13 protein-coding genes and 1 pseudogene are annotated in these 22,289 nt (G+C 73.6%); 13 read left to right on the top strand and 1 reads right to left on the bottom strand.

Annotated elements, in window-relative coordinates; all coding sequences use genetic code 11:
• Positions 1-77: 77 nt before the first annotated feature.
• From ACFWIC_RS20730 to cimA, 13 genes are all read left to right on the top strand, one after another.
• Entirely contained in the window at positions 78-239 is a 162-nt protein-coding gene (locus ACFWIC_RS20730; RefSeq protein ID WP_329882931.1) for a hypothetical protein, read from the top strand.
• A gap of 134 nt (positions 240-373) precedes the next feature.
• On the top strand, positions 374-3,409 hold the full coding sequence (locus tag ACFWIC_RS20725) for an AAA family ATPase (protein ID WP_380519674.1): 3,036 nt from the start codon (positions 374-376) through the stop codon (positions 3,407-3,409).
• A gap of 683 nt (positions 3,410-4,092) precedes the next feature.
• The gene (locus ACFWIC_RS20720; protein WP_380356380.1) at positions 4,093-6,981 is read left to right on the top strand and encodes a putative bifunctional diguanylate cyclase/phosphodiesterase; all 2,889 of its coding nucleotides are present in this window, start codon (positions 4,093-4,095) and stop codon (positions 6,979-6,981) included.
• 308 nt (positions 6,982-7,289) lie between these two features.
• Positions 7,290-9,143 carry an acetolactate synthase large subunit gene (locus ACFWIC_RS20715; RefSeq protein ID WP_329882929.1) on the top strand — a complete coding sequence of 618 codons (1,854 nt, stop codon included), beginning with the start codon at positions 7,290-7,292 and terminating at the stop codon, positions 9,141-9,143.
• A gap of 38 nt (positions 9,144-9,181) precedes the next feature.
• The gene (ilvN, locus tag ACFWIC_RS20710; RefSeq protein WP_329882928.1) at positions 9,182-9,706 is read left to right on the top strand and encodes an acetolactate synthase small subunit; all 525 of its coding nucleotides are present in this window, start codon (positions 9,182-9,184) and stop codon (positions 9,704-9,706) included.
• A gap of 162 nt (positions 9,707-9,868) precedes the next feature.
• Entirely contained in the window at positions 9,869-10,867 is a 999-nt protein-coding gene (ilvC, locus tag ACFWIC_RS20705; RefSeq protein WP_329882927.1) for a ketol-acid reductoisomerase, read from the top strand.
• Positions 10,868-11,085: 218 nt separating this feature from the next.
• The gene (gene serA, locus ACFWIC_RS20700) at positions 11,086-12,687 is read left to right on the top strand and encodes a phosphoglycerate dehydrogenase (protein ID WP_329882926.1); all 1,602 of its coding nucleotides are present in this window, start codon (positions 11,086-11,088) and stop codon (positions 12,685-12,687) included.
• 347 nt (positions 12,688-13,034) lie between these two features.
• Positions 13,035-13,196 carry a hypothetical protein gene (locus tag ACFWIC_RS20695; protein WP_329882925.1) on the top strand — a complete coding sequence of 54 codons (162 nt, stop codon included), beginning with the start codon at positions 13,035-13,037 and terminating at the stop codon, positions 13,194-13,196.
• Positions 13,197-13,499: 303 nt separating this feature from the next.
• Complete coding sequence (locus tag ACFWIC_RS20690; RefSeq protein ID WP_380519673.1) at positions 13,500-16,892, top strand: S8 family serine peptidase; 3,393 nt, start codon at positions 13,500-13,502, stop codon at positions 16,890-16,892.
• Positions 16,893-16,995: 103 nt separating this feature from the next.
• Positions 16,996-17,571, top strand: a complete 576-nt coding sequence (locus ACFWIC_RS20685) for a Uma2 family endonuclease (protein ID WP_380519672.1) — start codon at positions 16,996-16,998, stop codon at positions 17,569-17,571.
• A gap of 74 nt (positions 17,572-17,645) precedes the next feature.
• A complete protein-coding gene (locus ACFWIC_RS20680; protein WP_380519671.1) occupies positions 17,646-18,683 on the top strand; it encodes a 3-isopropylmalate dehydrogenase in 1,038 nt (345 codons plus the stop codon).
• A 249-nt stretch (positions 18,684-18,932) separates the two neighbouring features.
• The gene (locus tag ACFWIC_RS20675) at positions 18,933-20,045 is read left to right on the top strand and encodes a branched-chain amino acid aminotransferase (protein ID WP_329882922.1); all 1,113 of its coding nucleotides are present in this window, start codon (positions 18,933-18,935) and stop codon (positions 20,043-20,045) included.
• A gap of 452 nt (positions 20,046-20,497) precedes the next feature.
• On the top strand, positions 20,498-22,108 hold the full coding sequence (cimA, locus tag ACFWIC_RS20670; protein WP_329952170.1) for a citramalate synthase: 1,611 nt from the start codon (positions 20,498-20,500) through the stop codon (positions 22,106-22,108).
• Between the two features lie 82 nt (positions 22,109-22,190).
• On the opposite strand, the pseudogene ACFWIC_RS20665 reads toward cimA, so the two are convergent.
• A pseudogene (locus ACFWIC_RS20665) lies at positions 22,191-22,289 on the bottom strand (ATP-binding protein); the annotation flags it as partial.

Genomic DNA, 22,289 nt, shown 5'->3' with positions numbered 1-22,289 from the left:
ATGCGCCCCACCCCCCTGGGAGAGGAGTGTTTACCCCAGAACGAGAGAGACACACCGAAACCCACAAGGGGAACACCGTGATCGAGTACGAGCTCATCAAGCAGCACGAGCAGGAACTCCAGGCCCTGGCCGAGCACGAGCGGCTGGTACGCCAGGCGAAGGGCGCCAAGCGCACCGGATGGCGGCCGAACGTCGCCTTCCGCTCCGTGCGCCGCGCCGTGCGTCCCGGCGAATGCTGACGGACCGGCACCAGCCCGGTGCCGCAGGGAATCCGGAGGGGGAGGCGACACGGGGGTGCGCCTCCCCTTCCGGGCGTCCGGAGGGCGGGATAACCGCTCGGCCGGTGCAGGACCTCTATGGCATGCTCGCAGCCATGCAGCAGATATCGGTGAGTCCCGTCTTCGTCGGCCGCGATCCGGAGCTCACCGCCCTGACGGCCGCGCTGCGACGGGCCGGCTCGGGACAGCCGCAGGCCGTGCTGATCGGCGGCGAGGCGGGCGTCGGCAAGACCCGGCTGCTGGAGGAGTTCCTGCGACAGGCCTGCGACGACGACGTGCTGACCACCGTCGGCGGCTGCCTGGAGATCGGCGCCGAGGGCCTGCCGTACGCACCGCTGGCCACCGCGCTGCGCCGGCTCCACCGCGGCATGGGGGCCGACTTCGAGGGCGCCGCCTCGGGGATGGAGGGCCATCTCGCCCGGCTGCTGCCCGACTTCGGCGAGGCTGACGGCGAACCCAACAACGAGTACGGACGAGCCCGGCTGTTCGAGCACACCGCGAGGCTGTTCGAACGACTCGGCACGGACCGTACTCTCGTGCTCGCCGTGGAGGACCTGCACTGGTCCGACCGGTCCACCCGCGAGCTGTTCTCCTACCTGGTCCGCACCCTGCACCGGGCCCGCGTCCTGCTGGTCGCCACCTACCGCAGCGACGACCTGCACCGCCGCCACCCGCTGCGGCCCTTCCTGGCCGAACTGGAGCGGCTGCGCACCGTGCAGCGCATGGAGCTGGAGCGGTTCGGGCCGGGCGAGGTGGCCGCGCAGCTGGCCGGCATCCTCGGCACCGCCGCGCCCGACCGTCAGCTCGTCGACCGGATCCACCGCCGCTCGGAGGGCAACCCGTTCTTCGTCGAGGAGCTCGCCACCTCCGTCCGGGAGGGCTGCTCGGCCGGGCTCACCGACTCGCTGCGGGACATCCTGCTGGTCCGGGTGGAGGCCCTGGACGAGCAGACCCAGCGGGTCCTGCGGATCGCCGCCGAGGGCGGCTCCTACGTCGAACACGCCCTGCTCGCCGCCGTCCTGGACGACGAGGAGGAGCTGATCGACTCGCTGCGCGAGGCGGTGGGCGCCAACATCCTGCGCCCGGACACCGACGGCGACGGCTACCGGTTCCGGCACGCGCTGGTCCGCGAGGCCGTCTCGGACGACCTGCTGCCGGGTGAACGGCACCGGATCAACCGCCGGTTCGCCGAGGCCCTGGAGGCCGAGCCGCACCTGGTCGGCAGCGACACCCGGCCGGCCCGGCTGGCCAACTACTGGTACCACGCGCACGACCCGGCCCGGGCCCTGCCGACGGCCCTGGACGCCGCCCGGGCCGCCCGGCGGCGCAACGCCTTCGCCGAACAGCTGCGGATGCTGGAGCGGGCCCTCGAACTCTGGGACGAGGTCTCCGAGGAGGTGCTCGGCGGCACGCTGCGGCCGTACGACTGGGCCGAGACCTACCCGCCGTGCTCCTGCGACGCCGACGCCCACGACGAGAGCTGCGACCGGCTGAACCTGATCGACGTGCTGGCCGAGGCGGTCGTCGCGGCCCGCCGCACCGGCGACCGCGAGCGCGGGCTGAGCCTGGCCCGACGGGCGCTCAAACTGGTCGACGAGGTCGAACACCCGGCCCGCGCCGCCTGGTTCCGGATCAACCGGGCCCGGATGCTCGGCCACCTGCGCCGCTCCGGCGACGAGGAGGAGATCGCGTACGCGCACCGGCTGGTCGAGCACCTGCCGGCGTCCGCCGTCCAGGCGGAGGTGTTCGCGCTCGGCGCCGGCAGCGGGATGCTCTCCAACCCCCGGCCCGAGCTGGTCGAGCTCGCCGAGCGGGCCGTCCGGATCGCCCGCCAGGTGGGCGCGCACGCCGTCGAGCAGCACGCCGTGATGACGCTCAGCGGACTGCGCAACGACCTCGACTCCGACCCGGACGCCGCGGTCGCCCAGCTCACCGCCGCGGTGGAGGCCACCCGGCGGATCGGCGCACCGGACGTCCTGCTGCGCGGCATCAACAACCTCTCCTCCATGCAGCGCGGGCTCGGCCGGGCCGAGGAGGCGGTGGCGCTGGCCCGCGAGGGCCTGGAGTCGGCGCGCGGCAACGGCCTGCAGCGCAACATCGGCGCCATCCTGACCGGCAACCTCGTCGAGGCGCTGATGGACCTCGGGCGGATCGACGAGGCCGAGCGGGTGCTCGCCGAGTGCGACCTGCTCGGCTCGACCGGCACCCACGCCGAGTTCCTGGACCGGATGCGCGGCGAACTCGCCCTGCTCCGCGGTGACCTGTCCGGCGCCGCCGCGATGCTGGCGCAGGCCAGGGCGGCCAACCGGGTCGGTCAGCTCCAGCACTCCGTCCCGATCGCGCGGCTGGCGCTGCGGATCGCGGTCGGGGCCGGACGCCCGCTGGACGCCCGCGCCGAGCTGCTCGCCGCCCTGGACGAGGACCTCCGGTGCGGCTACCTCGCCGACCTCTACCCGCTGCTGGTCGACGGCGCCGCCGCCGAGGCGGACACCCGGGGCCTGCCGGAGGCCGGCCCCGGCCGGGCCGCGGTGCTGGCCCGGATCACCGCCGTCGCCGCCGGGCTGACCCCGACCGCGCCGCTGCACCGCGGCTGGGCCCGGCTGCTGGCGGGCGAGCTGGCCCGCGCGGAAGGGACGGACGCCCCGGCGCACTGGGCCGCCGCGATCGAGGCGCTGCGCCCGACCGGGCTGCCGTACCCGCTGGCGCTCGCGCTGCTGCGGGCCGGCGAGGCGGAGGTGCTGGCCGGCCGCCGCGAGGCTGCGGTCGAACTGCTGCGCGAGGCAAGGGAACTGGCGATCGCCCGGTCCGACGCCGGACTCGGCGCGGAGGTCTGTGCGCTGGCCGAGCGGGCCGGTCTGGCGCTCACCGTGCGCCGTCCCGCCCCGGCTCCGGCGGCCCCGATCGGCGACTCCTTCAGCCTCACCCCCCGTGAGCGGGACGTGCTCCGTCTGCTCGCGCGGGGCTGCACCAACCGGCAGATCGCCGAGGAACTGTACATCTCGCCGAAGACCGCGAGCGTGCACGTGTCCAACATCCTCGGCAAGCTCGCGGTGGCCGGTCGGGGCGAAGCGGCCGCGCTGGCGCACCGGTTGCGGCTCTTTCCGGAGGACCTGGTCCCGGCCGGCCGCTGACCGCCCGACCCCGCAGATGCCCGACCGGTACCGCCGCCTTCCGGCGGTGGCCGGTCGGGCACTGCCGTGTGCTCCCGTGCGCGCCGCGTGAGCCCCTGCCCGCGCGCCCCCGCCAACCGGCCGGTTTCGTCGGAATCGAGTGTATTTCCCCACCTCCGCGCCATTACTCTACGTTGAGTGTGCGTGTCATTGAGTGACCGAAGTGGTGTAGGGTCCCGACCGGGAACATCGGTGCGGCGGGCCGGCCTGCAGGCCGCCCACCCCCTGGGCCACCGCCCTGACGGGGCGCCAGGTCACCGCGTACGGCCACCAGGCGTGCGGCCGGTGGTCCGTGGCCGGGGCGCCAGGCCCCGGGCCGGAGGGGGAGAGGCCGAGTGAGCCCCACCGACGCGGTGCTGCCCGGAGCCGGACGGCCGGAGGTGCCGGACACCGACCTGCCCGCGACCGGGCCGCCCACCGCCGGCCGGCCGGAACGGGACCGCTTCCCCGCCGCCGACCGGCCCACCCGCGACCGCCCTGCCGTTGACCACGCCGCCGTCGACCGCCCGGCCGCCGACCGGGCCAACGGCCGTGCCGCCGACCGGGCCACCGCCGCCCGCCCCGCCGTTCCGGGCGCGGCCGGCCGGTTCGGGCCGGCCCGCCGCGCGCTCCGCAGCCGCAACCTGCCCGGCGCCGCCCTCGGCGTGCTCTGCCTCGCCTACGCCCTGGGTGCGGCGCTCGGCTGGGGCTCGCACCAGATCGCCGTCTTCATGGGCGACTTCGGTCTGGCCGCGGCGGCCCTCGCCGCCGCGCTCTCCTGCCTCGCGTACAGCTGCACGGTCGGTGGCCACGCCCGCCCGGCCTGGCTGCTGTTCGGCCTCTCCTCGCTCATGGTTGCCTTCGGCAACGGCACCTGGGGCTGGTACGAGCTGGTCGAGCGGACCCCGCTGCCGCCGAACTCGCTCGCCGAGTACGCCTTCCTGCTGTTCGCCCCGCTCGCCATCACCGGCGTCCTGGTGCTCGCCCAACGCCCCCGCACCGCCGCCGGCTGGCTCTGCCTGCTGCTGGACGGCTGGCTGGTGGCCGGCTCGCTGTTCACCCTCAGCTGGAGCCTCGCGCTCGGCCGCACCGCCGCCGGCGAGGACGGCTCCCCGCTCCGGCTGGCCCTCAACCTGGCCTACCCCGTCCTGGACATCCTGCTGGTCTCGCTGGTCGTCGGGCTGCGCTTCGGCGGCCGGGACGGCAACCGGGCCGCCGTCCACACCGCCATGGTCGGCCTCGCCGTCACGGTGCTCTGCGACGCCCTGTTCACCTCGCCCGAGCTGCGCAGCAGCTACCACTCCGGCGAACTGCTGGACGCCGGCTGGTTCGCCGGCAGCCTGCTGCTCGCCTGGGCGCCGTGGTCCCCGCGGTGGCGCCGCCCGCTGCGCGAGCACCCGGCGCTCGGTGGACTGCCCCGGCGCCGGGTCGCCACCACCTTCAGCGCGCTCACCCCGTACGCGGCCGCCGCCGTCTGCACCGCCGGCATCCTCTACAACGCCCTCGGCGGGCGGTCGCTGGACCGGGTGGTGGCCTCGGCCGCCTGCACCGTCGGCCTGGCGCTGATCCTGCGGCAGGGCATCATGCTGCTCGACAACCTCTCACTGGCCCAGGAACTCGCCCACAAGGAGGCGCACTTCCGCTCCCTGGTGCAGGGCTCCAGCGACGTCATCATGATCGCCGGCGCCAACGGCGTGCTCTCCTACGTCTCCCCGGCCGCGCTCGGCGTCTACGGGCGCGACCCGGAGGAGCTGGTCGGCGGCAACCTGCTCGACCTGATCCACCCCGAGGACGTCGACCGGGTGCTGCTGGAGGTCCGCCGCTTCCTGGCCCGCGGCCGGCTCGCCGCCCACCGCGACCCCGGCGGCGCCGAACCGGCCGCCGCCCGGGTGGAGTGCCGGATCAGCTCCGGTGACGGCGAGTGGCTGCACGTCGAGTCGACCGTCGACCGGTACCGCGACGGTCTGATCCTCAACAGCCGGGACGTCACCGAACGCGTGATACTCCAGGCCCAGTTGCAGCACAACGCCTTCCACGACCCGCTCACCGACCTGCCCAACCGGGCGCTGTTCACCCAGCGCCTGCGCGCCGCCCTCGCCACCCGCAGCCAGCAGGACGAGGCGGGCGCCGGGGTCGCGGTGCTCTTCCTCGACCTGGACGGCTTCAAGGCCGTCAACGACACCGCCGGCCACCAGGTCGGCGACGAGCTGCTCGTCCGGGCCGCCCGCCGGCTGCAGTCCGCCGTCCGCTGCGGGGACACCGTCGCCCGGTTCGGCGGCGACGAGTTCGCCGCGCTGGTCTGCGGCCCGCTCGGCCGCCTCCAGGTCCAGGAGCTCGCCGACCGGCTGCGGACGGCGCTCTCCGAGCCGTACTGGATCGGCGGCGTCGAACTCAGCGTGGCCGCCAGCATCGGCATCGCCTTCGGCACCCCCGAACGCGGCCCGGCCGCCGACCCGCGCGCCGCCACCGACGAGCTGATGCGCAACGCCGACCTCGCGATGTACCGGGCCAAGTCCGAGGGCAAGGGCCGGGTGGTGCTCTACACCCCCGCCATGCGCGCCGACCTGGAGCGCCGCACCGAACTCGACGAGCGGCTCCGGGCGGCTGTCCGGGAGGGCGGCTTCACCCTGCTCCACCAGCCGGTGGTGGACCTCGCCAACGGTGTGGTCACCGGCGTCGAGGCGCAGGCCCGCTGGCGCTCCGCCCAGGGCCTGCTGCTCACCCCCGCCGAGTTCCTGCGCTCCACCGAGCACGGCGACGCCGCGACCCGGTTCTCCCGCTGGCTGATCCGCGAGGCGGTCACCGCCGCCGCACTGCGCCGCGGCCTGCCGCTCAGGGGCCGCCCGGCGCCGCCGCCCGTCCCGGTCTCGATCCGGCTCTCCGCCGAGCGGCTCTGCGCGCCGGGCCTGTACGAGGCGGTGGTCGCGGCGCTGCGCGACAGCGGGCTGCCCGGCGGCCAGCTGGTCATCGAGGTGGCCCGGATGGGGCCGGACACCCTGGCGGACGAGCTCGGCCGCCGGCTCGGCGCCCTGCGGATGCTCGGCGTCTCCACCGCGCTGGCCGGCTTCGGGGCCGGCAACGGCTCGCTCGGCGCGCTCGCCCGGCTGCCGTTCGACGGCCTCAAGCTGGACCGCACGCTCGTCCAGGACCTGGGGGAGTCCCCGCTCAGCCGGACCCTCGCCGGGCACGCCCTGCGGCTCGGCCGCGACCTCGGGCTGGTCACCGCCGCCGAGGGCGTCGACCTGCCCCGGCAGATGGCCGTGCTGCAGGAACTGGGCTGCCGGCAGGGCCAGGGTTCGGCCTTCGCCCCGCCGCTGGACGAGACCCGGCTGAGACGCGCGCTGGCCCGCCGTTCCTACCCGCTGCCGAGACCGGTCGGCGCCCTCGCGGCGCGGCGGGCCTTCCTCGCCGCGGACGCCCGTACGAGTGGCGGCGGCGAGGGTGCGCCGGGACGTGTCGCACCTCACCACGGTGGCCCCGACCTGCCCGAACACCGAGCCGCCGCAGGTCCGGGAGCGGGTCCGCATGGCGAGACTGTCGTCCCACCTGCTTGACAGTCGACCCTTGACGGGAGGAAGGTCGTTGCCATGCGCACCCGAATTCTCGTACTTGGCGGGCGCGTCGGCTGAGCGGGCCTCGCCCCGTTCGTGACAGACCGACGCGCCACCCCTCGCATGCCCTTGGCACGAGGGGTTTTTTGTTGCACTGACGCTGTTCCACCACCGCAAGACCCCTGGCCCCGAGCCCCTCGAATTGGGACGATTGGGGCAGAGCCGGCGATCGGCCCGCAAGCGGGACCCCACCCTCGACCTACCGGGGCCCGGAACCACCGGGCCGGCAAGAACCGAGAAGAGACAGGCAGATGACTGAGCACGCCGCATCCCCCCGCCGCGGGGACACCCCGGCCGCCCACGCTCCCGCTCCCCAGCACGTCGTCGAGACCATGACCGGCGCCCAGTCGCTCATCCGCTCGCTGGAGGCCGTGGGCGCGGACACCGTCTTCGGTATCCCGGGCGGGGCCATCCTTCCCGCGTACGACCCGCTGATGGACTCCGTCAAGGTGCGCCACATCCTGGTCCGCCACGAGCAGGGTGCCGGCCACGCCGCGACCGGCTACGCGCAGGCCACCGGCCGGGTCGGGGTCTGCATGGCCACCTCCGGCCCGGGCGCCACCAACCTGGTGACCCCGATCGCCGACGCCTACATGGACTCGGTGCCGATCGTCGCGATCACCGGCCAGGTCGCCTCCAAGGCGATCGGCACGGACGCCTTCCAGGAGGCGGACATCTGCGGCATCACGATGCCGATCACCAAGCACAATTACCTGGTCACCGACCCGGCCGAGATCCCCCGGGTGATCGCCGAGGCGTTCCACATCGCCGCCACCGGCCGCCCCGGCCCGGTCCTGGTCGACATCGCCAAGGACGCCCTGCAGGCCACCACGACCTACCGCTGGCCGGTCGAGACGTCGCTGCCCGGCTACCGTCCGGTGACCAAGCCGCACGCCAAGCAGATCCGCGAGGCCGCGAGGCTGCTGGTCTCCGCCAAGCGCCCGGTCCTCTACGTCGGCGGCGGCGTCATCAAGGCCGGTGCCACGGCCGAACTGCGCATCCTGGCCGAGCTGACCGGCGCCCCCGTGGTCACCACCCTGATGGCGCTCGGCGCCTTCCCGGACAGCCACCCGCAGCACCTGGGCATGCCCGGCATGCACGGCTCCGTCCCGGCGGTCACCGCACTGCAGAAGTCCGACCTGCTCTTCACCCTCGGCGCCCGCTTCGACGACCGGGTCACCGGCAAGCTGGACGGCTTCGCGCCGCACGCCAAGGTCGTCCACGCCGACATCGACCCGGCCGAGATCGGCAAGAACCGCCCCGCCGACGTGCCGATCGTCGGCGACGCCCGCGAGGTGCTGGCCGACCTGATCGTCGCCGTGCAGGCCGAGTTCGACGCCGGCCACAAGGGCGACTACGCGGACTGGTGGGAGAAGCTCGACGCCTGGAAGAAGACCTACCCGCTGGGCCACGAGCCCGCCCCGGGCGGCCAGCTCTCCCCGCAGCAGGTCATCGAGCGGATCGGCCGGCTGGTCGGCCCGGACGCGATCTACGCGGCGGGCGTCGGCCAGCACCAGATGTGGAGCTCGCAGTTCATCCGGTTCGAGAAGCCGGGGACCTGGCTGAACTCCGGCGGCGCCGGGACGATGGGCTACGCGGTGCCGGCCGCGATGGGCGCCAAGGCGGGCCGCCCGGAGACCGCGGTCTGGGCGATCGACGGCGACGGCTGTTTCCAGATGACCAACCAGGAACTGGCCACCTGCGCCCTGAACGACATCCCGATCAAGGTCGCGGTCATCAACAACGGCTCGCTGGGCATGGTCCGCCAGTGGCAGACCCTGTTCTACAACCAGCGCTACTCCAACACCGTGCTGCACTCCGGGCCGGAGCACGACGGCATCGAGCCGCCGGCCCAGGGCACCCGGATCCCCGACTTCGTCCTGCTCTCCGAGGCGATGGGCTGTGTCGGTCTGCGCTGCGAGCGCCCGGAGGACCTGGACGCGGTGATCAAGCAGGCGATGGAGATCAACGACCGCCCGGTGGTCATCGACTTCATCGTCCACCAGGACGCCATGGTCTGGCCGATGGTCGCGGCCGGCACCAGCAACGACGAGATCCTGTTCGCCCGGGGCGTCCGCCCCGACTTCGGCGACGACCTCGACTGAAGCCCCCACCTCCAGAACGACCTAGGGAACAGAGACCCATGTCCAAGCACACCCTCTCCGTCCTGGTCGAGAACAAGCCCGGCGTGCTCGCCCGCATCGCCTCGCTGTTCTCCCGTCGGGGCTTCAACATCGACTCCCTCGCCGTCGGCCCCACCGAGCACCCGGACGTCTCCCGGATGACGATCGTGGTCAACGTCGAGGACCTCCCGCTGGAGCAGGTCACCAAGCAGCTCAACAAGCTCGTCAACGTGATAAAGATCGTCGAACTCGACCAGTCCGCTGCGATCCAGCGGGAACTGGTCCTGGTGAAGGTCCGCGCCGACAGTGAGACCCGGTCGCAGATCGTCGAGATCGTCCAGCTGTTCCGCGCCAAGACGGTCGACGTGTCCCCGGACGCGGTGACCATCGAGGCCACCGGCAGTTCGGACAAGCTGGAGGCCATGCTCCGGATGCTGGAGCCGTACGGCGTCAAGGAGCTCGTCCAGTCCGGTCTGGTCGCCATCGGCCGCGGCGCCCGTTCGATCACGGACCGCTCGCTGCGCGCCCTCGACCGCAGCGCGTAGCGCCCCGCCGGCCGCCCGCCACCACCCTCCCGGGCGGCGTGCCGGCGCGCGACACCGCGGTCCGTCTCACACCCTGAAGCACCGTCCCACCGCACCGCCGGGTCCACGTACGGTTGGAACCGCAGTACCCGGCAACACCACCACGCAAGGAGAAGTGCCCCCGTGGCCGAGCTGTTCTACGAAGACGACGCCGACCTGTCCATCATCCAGGGCCGCAAGGTCGCGGTCATCGGCTACGGCAGCCAGGGCCACGCCCACGCGCTGTCCCTGCGCGACTCGGGCGCGGACGTCCGGGTCGGCCTGAAGCCCGACTCGAAGTCGCGCCAGAAGGCCGAGGAGGCCGGGCTGCGCGTGGTCACCCCCGCCGAGGCGGCGGCCGAGGCCGACGTCATCATGATCCTCGTCCCGGACCCGATCCAGTCCGACGTGTACGAGGCGGACATCGCCCCGCACCTGAAGGCCGGCGACGCCCTGTTCTTCGGCCACGGCCTGAACATCCGCTTCGGCTTCATCAAGCCCCCGGCCGACGTCGACGTCTGCATGGTCGCCCCGAAGGGCCCGGGCCACCTGGTCCGCCGCCAGTACGAGGAGGGTCGCGGCGTCCCCGCGATCGTCGCCGTGGAGCAGGACTTCAGCGGCAACGCGTTCGCCCTGGCGCTGTCCTACGCCAAGGGCCTGGGCGCCACCAAGGCCGGTGTCATCAAGACCACCTTCACCGAGGAGACCGAGACCGACCTGTTCGGTGAGCAGGCCGTCCTCTGCGGTGGCACCGCCGCCCTGGTGAAGGCCGGGTTCGAGACCCTGGTCGAGGCCGGCTACCAGCCGGAGATCGCCTACTTCGAGTGCCTGCACGAGCTGAAGCTCATCGTCGACCTGATGTACGAGGGCGGCCTGGAGAAGATGCGCTGGTCGGTCTCCGAGACCGCCGAGTGGGGCGACTACGTCACCGGCCCCCGCATCATCACCGACGCCACCAAGGCCGAGATGAAGAAGGTCCTCACCGAGATCCAGGACGGCACCTTCGCCAACACCTGGATCGCCGAGTACAAGGCCGGTCTGCCCAAGTACAACGAGTACAAGAAGGCCGACGAGGACCACCTGCTGGAGACCACCGGCAAGAAGCTCCGCAAGCTGATGAGCTGGGTCAAGGAAGAGGCCTGAGCCTCACCGCTCCTGTGACGCCCTTGTACAACTAGGCTGCTCCCGTCCGGGTGATTTCGCCGGACGGGAGCAGCCTGGTACCCAGCCCGTCGATACACTTCCGAGTGCGCGTCAGGCCCACAGCGTCGTGCGTCTACCTACGCGGCATGCCACCTTCCCCCCGCCTTCCACGCCACCTACGTGCCGGGGAGAACCGGACAGTTAAGGACAACACTGTCGTGAGCACTGCTAACACTGTGAAATCCGGCGTCGTACTGATCGCCGAGGAGCTGTCGCCCGCCACCGTCGACGCCCTCGGTCCCGACTTCGAGATCCGTCACTGCAACGGCGCGGACCGCACCGAGCTGCTGACCGCCATCGCGGACGTCGACGCCGTCCTGATCCGCTCGGCCACCAAGATCGACGCCGAGGCACTGGCCGCCGCACGCAAGTTGAAGGTCGTCGCCCGTGCCGGCGTGGGCCTGGACAACGTGGACGTCGCCGCCTCCACCAAGGCCGGCGTCATGGTCGTCAACGCGCCGACCTCCAACATCGTCACCGCCGCCGAACTCGCCTGCGGCCTGCTGATCTCGGTCGCCCGCAACATCGCGCCGGCCAACGCCGCGCTCAAGCAGGGCGAGTGGAAGCGCAACAAGTACACCGGCGTCGAGCTGAGCGAGAAGGTCCTCGGCGTGGTCGGCCTCGGCCGGATCGGCGTCCTGGTCGCGCAGCGGATGTCCGCGTTCGGTATGAAGATCGTCGCGTACGACCCCTACATCCAGGCCGCCCGCGCCGCGCAGATGGGCGTCAAGCTGGTCTCCCTGGAGGAGCTGCTGGAGGTCTCGGACTTCATCACCGTCCACCTCCCGAAGACCCCGGAGACCATCGGCCTGATCGGTGACGAGGCGCTGCACAAGGTCAAGCCGAGCGTCCGGATCGTCAACGCGGCCCGCGGCGGCATCGTCGACGAGGAGGCGCTCGCCTCCGCGCTGCGCGACGGCCGGGTGGCCGGCGCCGGCCTCGACGTGTACACCAAGGAGCCGTGCACCGACTCGCCGCTGTTCGCCTTCGACAACGTGGTGGCCACCCCGCACCTGGGCGCCTCCACCGACGAGGCGCAGGAGAAGGCCGGCATCGCCGTCGCCAGGTCGGTCCGGCTGGCGCTGGCCGGCGAGCTGGTGCCGGACGCGGTCAACGTCCAGGGCGGCGTCATCGCCGAGGACGTCCGTCCGGGTCTGCCGCTGGCCGAGAAGCTCGGCCGGATCTTCACCGCGCTGGCCGGCGAGGTGGCCGTCCGGCTCGACGTCGAGGTGCGCGGCGAGATCACCCAGCACGACGTGAAGGTGCTCGAACTCTCCGCGCTCAAGGGCGTGTTCGAGGACGTCGTGGCGGAGACGGTGTCCTACGTCAACGCCCCGCTGTTCGCGCAGGAGCGCGGCGTCGAGGTGCGCCTGACCACGTCCAGCGAGAGCCTGGAGCACCGCAACGTGATCACCGTGCGCGGCACCCTGGCGAGCGGCGAGGAGATCGCCATCTCCGGCACGCTGTCCGGCCCGAAGCAGACCCAGAAGATCGTCGGCGTGGACGCCTTCGACGTGGACGTGGCGCTCACCGACCACATGGCCTTCTTCAAGTACGAGGACCGCCCGGGCGTGGTCGGCGTCCTCGGCCGCCACCTCGGCGACGCCGGCGTCAACATCGCCGGCATGCAGGTCGCCCGTGACGGCAGCGGCGCGCTGGCCTCCATCACCGTGGACAGCCAGATCCCGCAGGACGTCCTGACCGCCATCGCCGGCGAGATCGGCGCCCGCTTCGCCCGCTCGGTCGACCTGGGCGACTGAGCCCCGGAACGCCCCGCCGGCAGGGCCCGGACCACCGTTCGCACGGTGGTCCGGGCCCTGCTGCTTTCCTCCGGGTGACCCGCGTCTCAGATAGTAGGAAATCCAAGTATTCGTGCAGACACGGCCGCGCCCCGGTCGTACCGTGGAGGGACCGTACGGTGTGCCGCCCCTGCAGCCAGGGCGTTCGGCCCGGACGGCCCCGCATGCCCGATGGGCGGGTGATCCCCGCCCGGCGTGCCGTCCCGTGACCCGCCGCCGCCCCCGTGCGGCGCGCTTCGCACGGGTCCCCCCGTCGCACACCCTCCACCGCGTCCTTCCCCGGCACGCAACGAACCAAGGAGCCCGGCATGTCCCCGACCGCAGACCGCCACGCCGCTTCCGCCGCCGCCACCGCCACGACCCGCGCCCCCCGCCGCCGTCGGACGGCCGAGCCGAACCCCTTCGCCGCCGCCGCGCTGCAGCGTGCGCTCGACCGCCGCGACAACGGCGGGTCGGCCGGCCGCGCCTGACGGGCGGGCCCTGGCCTGACGGGAGGGCCTCCGCCTGACGGGAGGGCCCGCCTCCGGCGGGCTCGCCGTCCCCTCCGGACGACCGGATCCGCAGGATCCGCGTTCATCCTCCGAATAGGCCGACCGGGCTGACGGCGGGTCACTCGGGAGAGTGCAAGTCGCCACCGTTCGGGGGATGTTGCTCGCCCTGACCGGCGCGATATTCCTAATTTGGGGCCCCCGGAAGGGTGATCGACGGCCGCGCGGGCGGGCGTCAGCGGCGCGACATGCGGATCAGCTCCCCCGGCCGGGGGAGAGGGTCCCATGCGTCAGCCGACCGTCCGTCGACCGCTCGTCCGGATCGGGCTCGTCCTGAGCCTCCTGGCCGGGCCGATCCTGCTCACCGCCGCCCCGGCGGCCGGCAGCCCACCGGGCGCCCCGCCGGGCCGCACGGCCGCGGCCGGCGCCCCGGCCTCCGTCCTGCTGGAACTCCGCACCGAAGCCGTCGCCCCCGCCTGGCGCCGGGCCGGCGCCGAGGCCCGGCGGGCCCAGCGCTCCCCGGAGGCCGTCCGGGGCGAGGCGGCCCGGGCCGGAGCCGGACAGCGGGCCCGGGCCTCCGCGGCCCTGGACCGGCTCGCCGAGGCCGTCCGCGGCGTCGCTCCCGCCGCCCGGGAGCTCTACCGCACCCGCACCCTGCTCACCGGCCTCGCCGTCACCGTGCCCGCCGACCGGCTGCCCGCGCTGCGCACCCTGCCCGGGGTCGCGGCCGTCCGCCCGATCGTCCGCAAGCAGCGCGCCAACGCCCACTCCGTGCCGGTGACCGGCGCGCCCGAGGTCTGGTCCGGGGCCTCCGCGGACACCTCCTCCGGCGCCGCCGGGAACACCGGCGGGGGCGTCCGGATCGGCGTCGCCGACAGCGGCATCGACTACACCCACGCCGACTTCGGCGGCCCCGGCACCGAGGAGGCCTTCACCGCGGTGGACGGCGCGAAGCCCGCGCCCGCCGGCCTCTTCCCCAACGCCAAGGTGGTCGGCGGCCGGGACCTCGTCGGCGACGACTACAACCCCGACCCGGCCTCCCCGCACTACCAGCCCGAACCCCGCCCCGACGACAACCCGATCGACTGCGCCCGCAACGGCCACGGCACCCACGTCGCCGGCACCGCCGCCGGCCTCGGCGTCACCACCGACGGACGCCCCTACACCGGTCCCTACCGGCCCGGCCTCGACCCGGCCGGCTTCAGGGTCGGCCCCGGCGCCGCACCCGGCGCCCAGCTCTACGCGATCCGGGTCTTCGGCTGCGACGGCTCCACCGACCAGCTCGCCCAGGCCCTCGACCTGGCCGCCGACCCCGACGGCGACGGCGACCTCGGCGACCGGCTCGACGTCCTCAACCTCTCGCTCGGCAGCCGCTTCGGCTCCACCGACGACGCCGACGCCCTCGCCGTCGACCGGCTCTCCGAACTCGGCACCGTCGTGGTCGCCGCCGCCGGCAACGAGGGCGACGTCCACGGCATCGGCGGCAGCCCCGGCACCGCCGCCCGGGCCGTCGCCGTCGCCGCCTCCGTCGACCCGCACAGCGACGCCGACGGCATCACCGTGCTCGACCCCGAACCGCTCGCCGGCGTCGTCCCCGCCCACTGGAGCGCCCGCTACCAGGACTGGTCCACCGCCGACGTGACCGGCGCGCTGGCCCTGCCCGCCGACCAGTCCGACGGCTGCACGGCCTTCTCCGAGGCCGACCGGCAGCGGATCGGCGGAAAGATCGCCGTCCTCGCCTGGCGCACCCGCGAATCCGAGCGCGCCTGCGGCTCCGGCCCCCGCGCCGACCACGTCGCCGAGGCCGGCGCGATCGGTGCGCTGCTCGCCGCCGACGACGACCACCTCGCCGAGGTCGCCGGGAACGACCGCGTCCCGCTCGCCCTGCTCGCCCGCGCCGACGGCGCGCGGCTCCGCGAGGGCGCCGCCGCCGGCCCGGTCCGGGTCCGGCTCGCCGCACCCGGCAACCCGCTGCACGGCGTCGTCCCCCAGGACCAGCCGCAGCGCCTCGACACCCTCACCGACTTCACCTCCCGGGGCATCGGCGTGCCCGGCGTGGTCAAGCCCGACCTGGCCGCCCCCGGCGAGACCATCTGGTCCGCCAAGGTCGGCAGCGGCAGCGGCGGCCAGCGCGAGGACGGCACCTCGATGGCCACCCCGCACACCGCGGGCCTGGCCGCCCTGGTCCGCGCCGCCCACCCCGACTGGACCGTCGAGCAGGTCAAGGCCGCGCTGATGAACACCGCCGGCGACACCTGGGCCGGCGACGGCGCCACCGGCCCGGTCTACGGCCCCGAACGCACCGGCGCAGGCCGGGCCCGGGTGGACCGCGCCGTCCGCACCCCCGCCGTCGCCTACGCGGCGGGCGCGGGCGCGGTGGAGGGCGCCGTCGGCGTCTCCTTCGGCCCGGTGGCGGTCGGTGGACCGCTCACCCTCGACCGCGAGGTCGAGGTGCGCAACCTCTCCGGCTCCCCGGTCGTGTACCGCACCGGCTACGCCGCCGCGACCGAACTGCCCGGCGCCCGCTTCGACGTCTCGCCCGGCCGGGTCGACGTCCCGGCCGGCGGCAGCGCCCGGGTCCGGGTCACCCTCGCGGTCCCCGGACAGCTCGGCCGCGTCCCGGACCCGACCATCGCCACCCTCCAGGGCGGCAAGGCCCGCACCTACCGGGGCGAGCTCTCCGGCCGGCTGCTGCTCACCCCGGACGACCCGGCCGTCCCCGAGCTGCGGGTGCCCGTCCTCGCGGCCCCGCGAGCGGCCTCCGAGCTGACCGCCACCACTCCGGTCCGGACCATCCGCGCGAACGCCCTGGCCGCCCTCTCCGGCACCGCCGCGCCCGGCGACCGGCCCGGACTGCTCAGCGCCTTCGCCCTGGGCGGGGAGGCCGCCCGCTGGCCCGACTGCCCGCCGGACAGCGGTGCGGCGGTCGGCCCGGGCGCCGGCATCGTGCCGGACGACAGCACGGACGAGGCCGCCGGGATCCAGGACGTCTGCGTCGAGCGCGCCGGGGACCGGGCCGCCAACCTGCGGGCGGCCGGCGCGGCCACCGACGCTCCCGCCGTCGCCGGCGACCCGCTCGCCGAGGGCGTGCTCTACCTCGGGGCCCAGGTCTGGGCGCCCGCCGCCACCCCGGTCGGCCTGTTCGGCGTCCGGGCCTCGCTCGACACCGACGGGGACGGCGCCACCGACGTGATCGTCAAGGCCGACCGGCAGCGCGGCAGCGACGTCCTGGTGGCCCGGGCGCTCGACGCCCGCACCGGCGCCGAGTTGGGCGTCCAGCCGCTCAACGCGCGCTGGGGGGACACCGACACGGCGTTGCTGGACAGCGACGCGGTGGTCCTCCCGGTCCGGCTGGCCGTCCTGCCGGGCGTGCGGGCGGGTCACAGCACCGTCCGCTACGCGCTCTGGACCGGTGTGGCCGGCGCGGGGAAGCCCGATCCGGCCGGGGCCTTCTCGGCGATCGGCCTGCGCGGCACCCGGCCCACGCTGACCGTCGACGTCCTGCAACCGGCTGTCGACGTCCGCACCGGTCAGGGCGGCCCGGCGGCCGTCGCCGCGCCGGCCGGGCCCGGCACCGTCCTCGACATCCGCCGCACCGAGGGCGACACGTCCCGCCTGTTCCTGCTCCACCACTTCAACCCGGACGGCCGGAGGGGGCAGGTCCTGACCCTGCCGTGACCCCGAGGAGGGGGCGCCCGCAAACAGCCGGGCGCTCCCTCGAAAGGTGGAAGATCGGGACGGTCGGCCCGAGTGGCCTGAGATCAGCCACGAGGATGCCCGCATGGGAGGAACCATGAGCGTCGTGCCGTACCCCGACTGGATTCGGCCCCCCGCCGGTGGTTACACCGCCGAGGACCTCGACCGGCTGCAGGATCTCCCGCCGCACACCGAGCTGCTCGACGGGCGCCTGGTCTTCGTGAGTCCGCAGACGAAGTTCCGCGTGAGGACGAAGCGCCTGCTGGAGCGTGCGCTGGAACAGGCTGTTCCGGACGGGTGGGAAGTCTGGCCCGGGATGACGGTGACCATCGACCGGCGGAACCGTCCGGAGCCGGACCTGCTCGTCGTCAACGCGTCCTCGGACACCGGGTATCTCCAGACGACCTTCGACGCCGAACACGTCCTGCTCGCCGTCGAGGTCGTCTCGGAGGAATCGCGGGACCGGGACCGGGAGGTCAAGCCGCGGAAGTACGCGAGGGCGGGCATCCCGCACTTCTGGCGGGTCGAGTGCGACGAGGGGCGTCCGATCGTCCACACCTTCGAGATCGACCCGGCCACCGGCCTCTACGGCCCCACCGGCATCCATCACAAGCAGCTGAGGCTGAACCGGCCCTTCCCGGTCGACATCGATCTGACCTGATCGCTTCCGGGCGGCTATGTCCGGATAGTGGACGGCAGATGTCAGGCTCTGGGACGGCGGAGTAGCCTCCGAGCATGTCTCGCACGATTCGTCTCGCAGTTGTCCCCGGTGACGGCATCGGCCAGGAAGTGGTGGCCGAAGGCCTCAAGGTCCTTGGTGCGGTGCTCCCCGCCGACGTGAAGCTGGAGACCACCGAGTTCGACCTCGGCGCCCGGCGCTACCACCGCACCGGCGAGACGCTGCCGGACAGCGTCCTGGCCGAGCTGAAGGCGCACGACGCGATCCTGCTCGGCGCCATCGGCGACCCGAGCGTCCCGTCGGGCGTCCTGGAGCGGGGGCTGCTGCTCAAGCTGCGGTTCGCCTTCGACCACCACATCAACCTCCGCCCCGGCCGGCTCTTCCCCGGCGTGAAGTCCCCGCTGGCCGGCGAGCCGAACATCGACTTCGTGGTCGTCCGCGAGGGCACCGAGGGCCCGTACGTCGGCAACGGCGGCTCGCTGCGCACCGGGACCGAGCACGAGGTGGCCACCGAGGTCAGCCTGAACACCGCGTTCGGCATCGAGCGGGTCGTCCGGGACGCGTACGCGCGTGCCGCCGCCCGGCCGCGCAAGAAGCTCACCCTCGTCCACAAGAACAACGTGCTGGTGCACGCCGGCCACCTGTGGACCCGGATCTTCGAGCAGGTCGGCCGGGAGTTCCCCGAGGTCACCACCGACTACCTGCACGTCGACGCGGCGACCATCTTCTTCGTCACCCAGCCCGAGCGGTTCGACGTCATCGTGACCGACAACCTGTTCGGCGACATCCTGACCGACCTGGCCGCCGCCGTCACCGGCGGGATCGGCCTGGCCGCCAGCGGCAACATCAACCCGAGCGGCGCGTTCCCGTCGATGTTCGAGCCGGTGCACGGTTCGGCGCCGGACATCGCGGGCCAGGGCAAGGCCGACCCGACCGCCACCGTGCTGTCGGTCGCCATGCTGCTGGAGCACCTCGGCCTCGCCGCCGAGGCCGCCCGGATCGAGGCCGCGGTCGCCGCGGACCTCACCGAGCGGACCGGAACCCGCACCACCGCCCAGGTCGGCGACGCGCTCGCCGCCCGAGTATCCGGCTAGGCCGGAACCGAAAGAAGGTAGTCCGGCCTGGCAGGGCCGGAACCGACAGACGGTGTTCCGGCCGGTGGGCCGGACCCCATAACGGCAGCTTGCGGCTCTCCGAGGAGCCGGCGACTGTTCGGCACGGCCCTCTGGATGCGAGTATCGACAGTGGGCCGTGCCGTTGTGCGTCCGTTTCGGGGAAATCCACCGAAACGCTCACCCGGCGGAGGCGGCCCGGACCAACCCCACGGTGAAGGACACACAGCCATGAGCACGCCCACCCAGGCGCCCATCACGTTCGACCTCAAGCCCTCCGCCCACCCGCTCTCCGACGCGGAGCGCGAGGCCCGACTGGTTAACCCGGGTTTCGGCAGGGTCTTCACCGACCACATGGTCACCATCCGCTGGACCGAGGGCGTGGGCTGGCACGACGCCCAGCTGGCGCCGTACGCGCCGCTGGAGATCGACCCGGCCAACATGACCCTCCACTACGGTCAGGCGATCTTCGAGGGCCTCAAGGCCTACCGCCAGGCCGACGGCTCGATCTCGACCTTCCGCCCGGAGGCCAACGCGGCCCGCTTCCAGTCCTCGGCCCGCCGCCTGGCGATGCCGGAGCTGCCGGTCGAGACCTTCGTCGAGGCGGTCGAGCTGCTCGTGCAGCAGGAGCAGGCGTGGGTCCCGAACGAGGCCGAGCAGAGCCTCTACCTGCGCCCGTTCATGTTCGCCACCGAGGTCGGCCTGGGTGTCCGCCCGGCCAACTCCTACCTCTTCATGATCATCGCCTCCCCGGCCGGCGCCTACTTCTCCGGTGGCGTCAAGCCGGTCTCGGTCTGGCTCTCCGAGGACTACGTCCGCGCCGCCCCGGGCGGCACGGGCGCCGCCAAGTGCGCCGGCAACTACGCCGCCTCGCTGGTGGCCCAGGCCGAGGCCGCCGCCAAGGGCTGCGACCAGGTGGTCTGGCTCGACGCCGCCGAGCACCGGTGGATCGAGGAGATGGGCGGCATGAACCTGTACTTCGTCTTCGGCGAGGGTGCGGACGCCCGGATCGTCACCCCGGAGCTGTCCGGCGCCCTGCTGCCCGGCATCACCCGTGACTCGCTGCTCCAGCTCGCGGCCGACCTCGGCTACGCGGTCGAGGAGCGGAAGATCTCCACCGAGGAGTGGAAGCAGGGCAACGCCGACGGCACCCTCACCGAGGTCTTCGCCTGCGGCACCGCCGCGGTGATCACCCCCGTCGGCTCGGTCAAGTCCCGCGGCGGCGACTGGACCGTCGGCGCCGGCGAGCCCGGCCCGGTCACCATGGAGCTGCGCAAGACCCTGCTGGCCATCCAGGGCGGCCAGGCGGCCGACACCCACGGCTGGCTGCACAAGATCGTCTGACCGCCGCGAGCGGCACGTCCGGGAGCCCGCCGCGGCGGGCTCCCGGACGGAACGGGAGCCGCCCGGGCCGCGCGCCGGCCCGTCGCGCGCCGTCCACCGGGCGGACCCGTCGCGCGGCCGCGGCCCCCGTTCCGGATACCGAGACGGGGCGGCCGGATCCCGGATCGGTGTGCCAGACTGCGAGCGTGTCCTCGCTTTCGCTGATTATTAGCAGCAGGCGCGCCGGTCCGCAGTGACCGCTCCCGCAGTACCCGATGCGGAGCGACCACCAGCGTCCAGACCCGCGCGCAGACCTCTCGCACCCGCGAGGGGTCTTTTTGTTTCCCCCGGACCGGCCGGAGCCCCCACAAGGGGCCGAGGGACACCGGGGAGCGCGCGGGATGCTGGACAGTGGAGCCGGATCAGAACCGGCAGAGCAGCACCCGACCTCCCGGAACGGAGAACCCAGGGTCATGACCCAGGCGAGCAACCTCCCAGACGACGCCTTCCACGTCTTCGACACCACCCTGCGCGACGGGGCCCAGCGCGAGGGCATCAACCTCACGGTGGCCGACAAGCTGGCCATCGCCCGGTACCTGGACGAGTTCGGGGTCGGCTTCATCGAGGGCGGCTGGCCCGGCGCCAACCCCCGGGACACCGAGTTCTTCGCCCGCGCCGCCACCGAGCTGGACCTGGCCAACGCCCAGCTCGTCGCCTTCGGCGCCACCCGCCGGGCCGGCGGCAACGCGGCCGACGACCCCCAGCTCGCCGCCCTGGTGAACTCGGGCGCGCCCGTCGTCACCCTGGTCGCCAAGGCCCACGACCGCCACGTCGAGCTGGCGCTGCGCACCACGCTGGACGAGAACCTGGAGATGATCCGGGACAGCGTCGCCCACCTGCGCGCCCAGGGCCGCCGCGTCTTCATCGACTGCGAGCACTTCTTCGACGGCTACAAGGCCAACCGGGACTACGCCCTCGCCGTGGTCCGGGCCGCCCACGGGGCCGGCGCCGACGTGGTGGTGCTCTGCGACACCAACGGCGGGATGCTGCCGGCCGGCGTGCACGACATCGTCGCCGACGTCCTCCGCGAGACCGGGGCCCGGCTCGGCATCCACGCCCAGGACGACACGGGCTGCGCCGTCGCCAACACCCTGGCCGCGGTGGACGCGGGCGCCACCCACGTCCAGTGCACCGCCAACGGCTACGGCGAGCGGGTCGGCAACGCCAACCTCTTCCCGGTGGTCGGCGCGCTGGAGACCAAGTACGACCGCCGGGTGCTGCCCGCCGGCAAGCTGGCCGAGATGACCCGGATCTCGCACGCCGTCGCGGAGCTGGTCAACCTGACCCCCTCCACCCACCAGCCCTACGTCGGCTTCTCCGCGTTCGCCCACAAGGCGGGCCTGCACGCCTCGGCGATCAAGGTCGACCCGGACCTGTACCAGCACATCGACCCGGAGACGGTCGGCAACACCATGCGGATGCTGGTCTCCGACATGGCCGGCCGGGCCTCCGTCGAGCTGAAGGGCAAGGAGCTCGGCTACGACCTCTCGACCGACCGCGACCTCGCCGGACGGGTGGTGGCCAGGGTCAAGGCGCAGGAGAGCCTCGGCTACACCTACGAGTCCGCCGACGCCTCGTTCGAGCTGCTGCTCCGCGACGAGGTGCGGGGCGACCGCGCGCGCTTCTACACCCTGGAGTCCTGGCGGACCATCAGCGAGCAGGGCCCGGAGGGGAGTACCGGGAACGAGGCCACCGTCAAGCTCCGGGCCAAGGGCGAGCGGATGATCGCCACCGGCGAGGGCAACGGTCCGGTCGACGCGCTGGACAAGGCCCTGCGCACGGCGCTGGAGCGGATCTTCCCGCAGCTGGCCAAGCTGGAGCTGGTCGACTACAAGGTCCGGATCCTGGAGGGCCAGCACGGCACCGGCTCGAAGACCCGGGTGCTGATCGAGACCACCGACGGGACCTCCGCCTGGTCCACGGTCGGGGTGGCGGACAACGTGGTGACCGCCTCCTGGCTCGCCCTGGAGGACGCCTACACCTACGGCCTGCTCCGGTCCGGTCTGGAGCCCGTCACCGAGTGACCGGCGTGACCGTGCGGCCCGTGGACCGGAGGGTCCGCGGGCCGCACCGCTGTCGCGCGCACCGTCGCCGTACGCGCCCGTCTCACCGGAGGCGGGCGAGGAGGGCGTGTTCGACGAGGGTGATGAGGGCGCTCTTGGCGCTGTCCCGGCGTCGGGCGTCGAGGGTGACGACGGGGGTGTC

The organism is Kitasatospora sp. NPDC127035 (assembly GCF_042726075.1).
Taxonomy (GTDB): Bacteria; Actinomycetota; Actinomycetes; order Streptomycetales; family Streptomycetaceae; genus Kitasatospora.
Note: the sequence above shows the minus strand (reverse complement) of the source record. Positions and strands in the feature narration are given on the sequence as shown.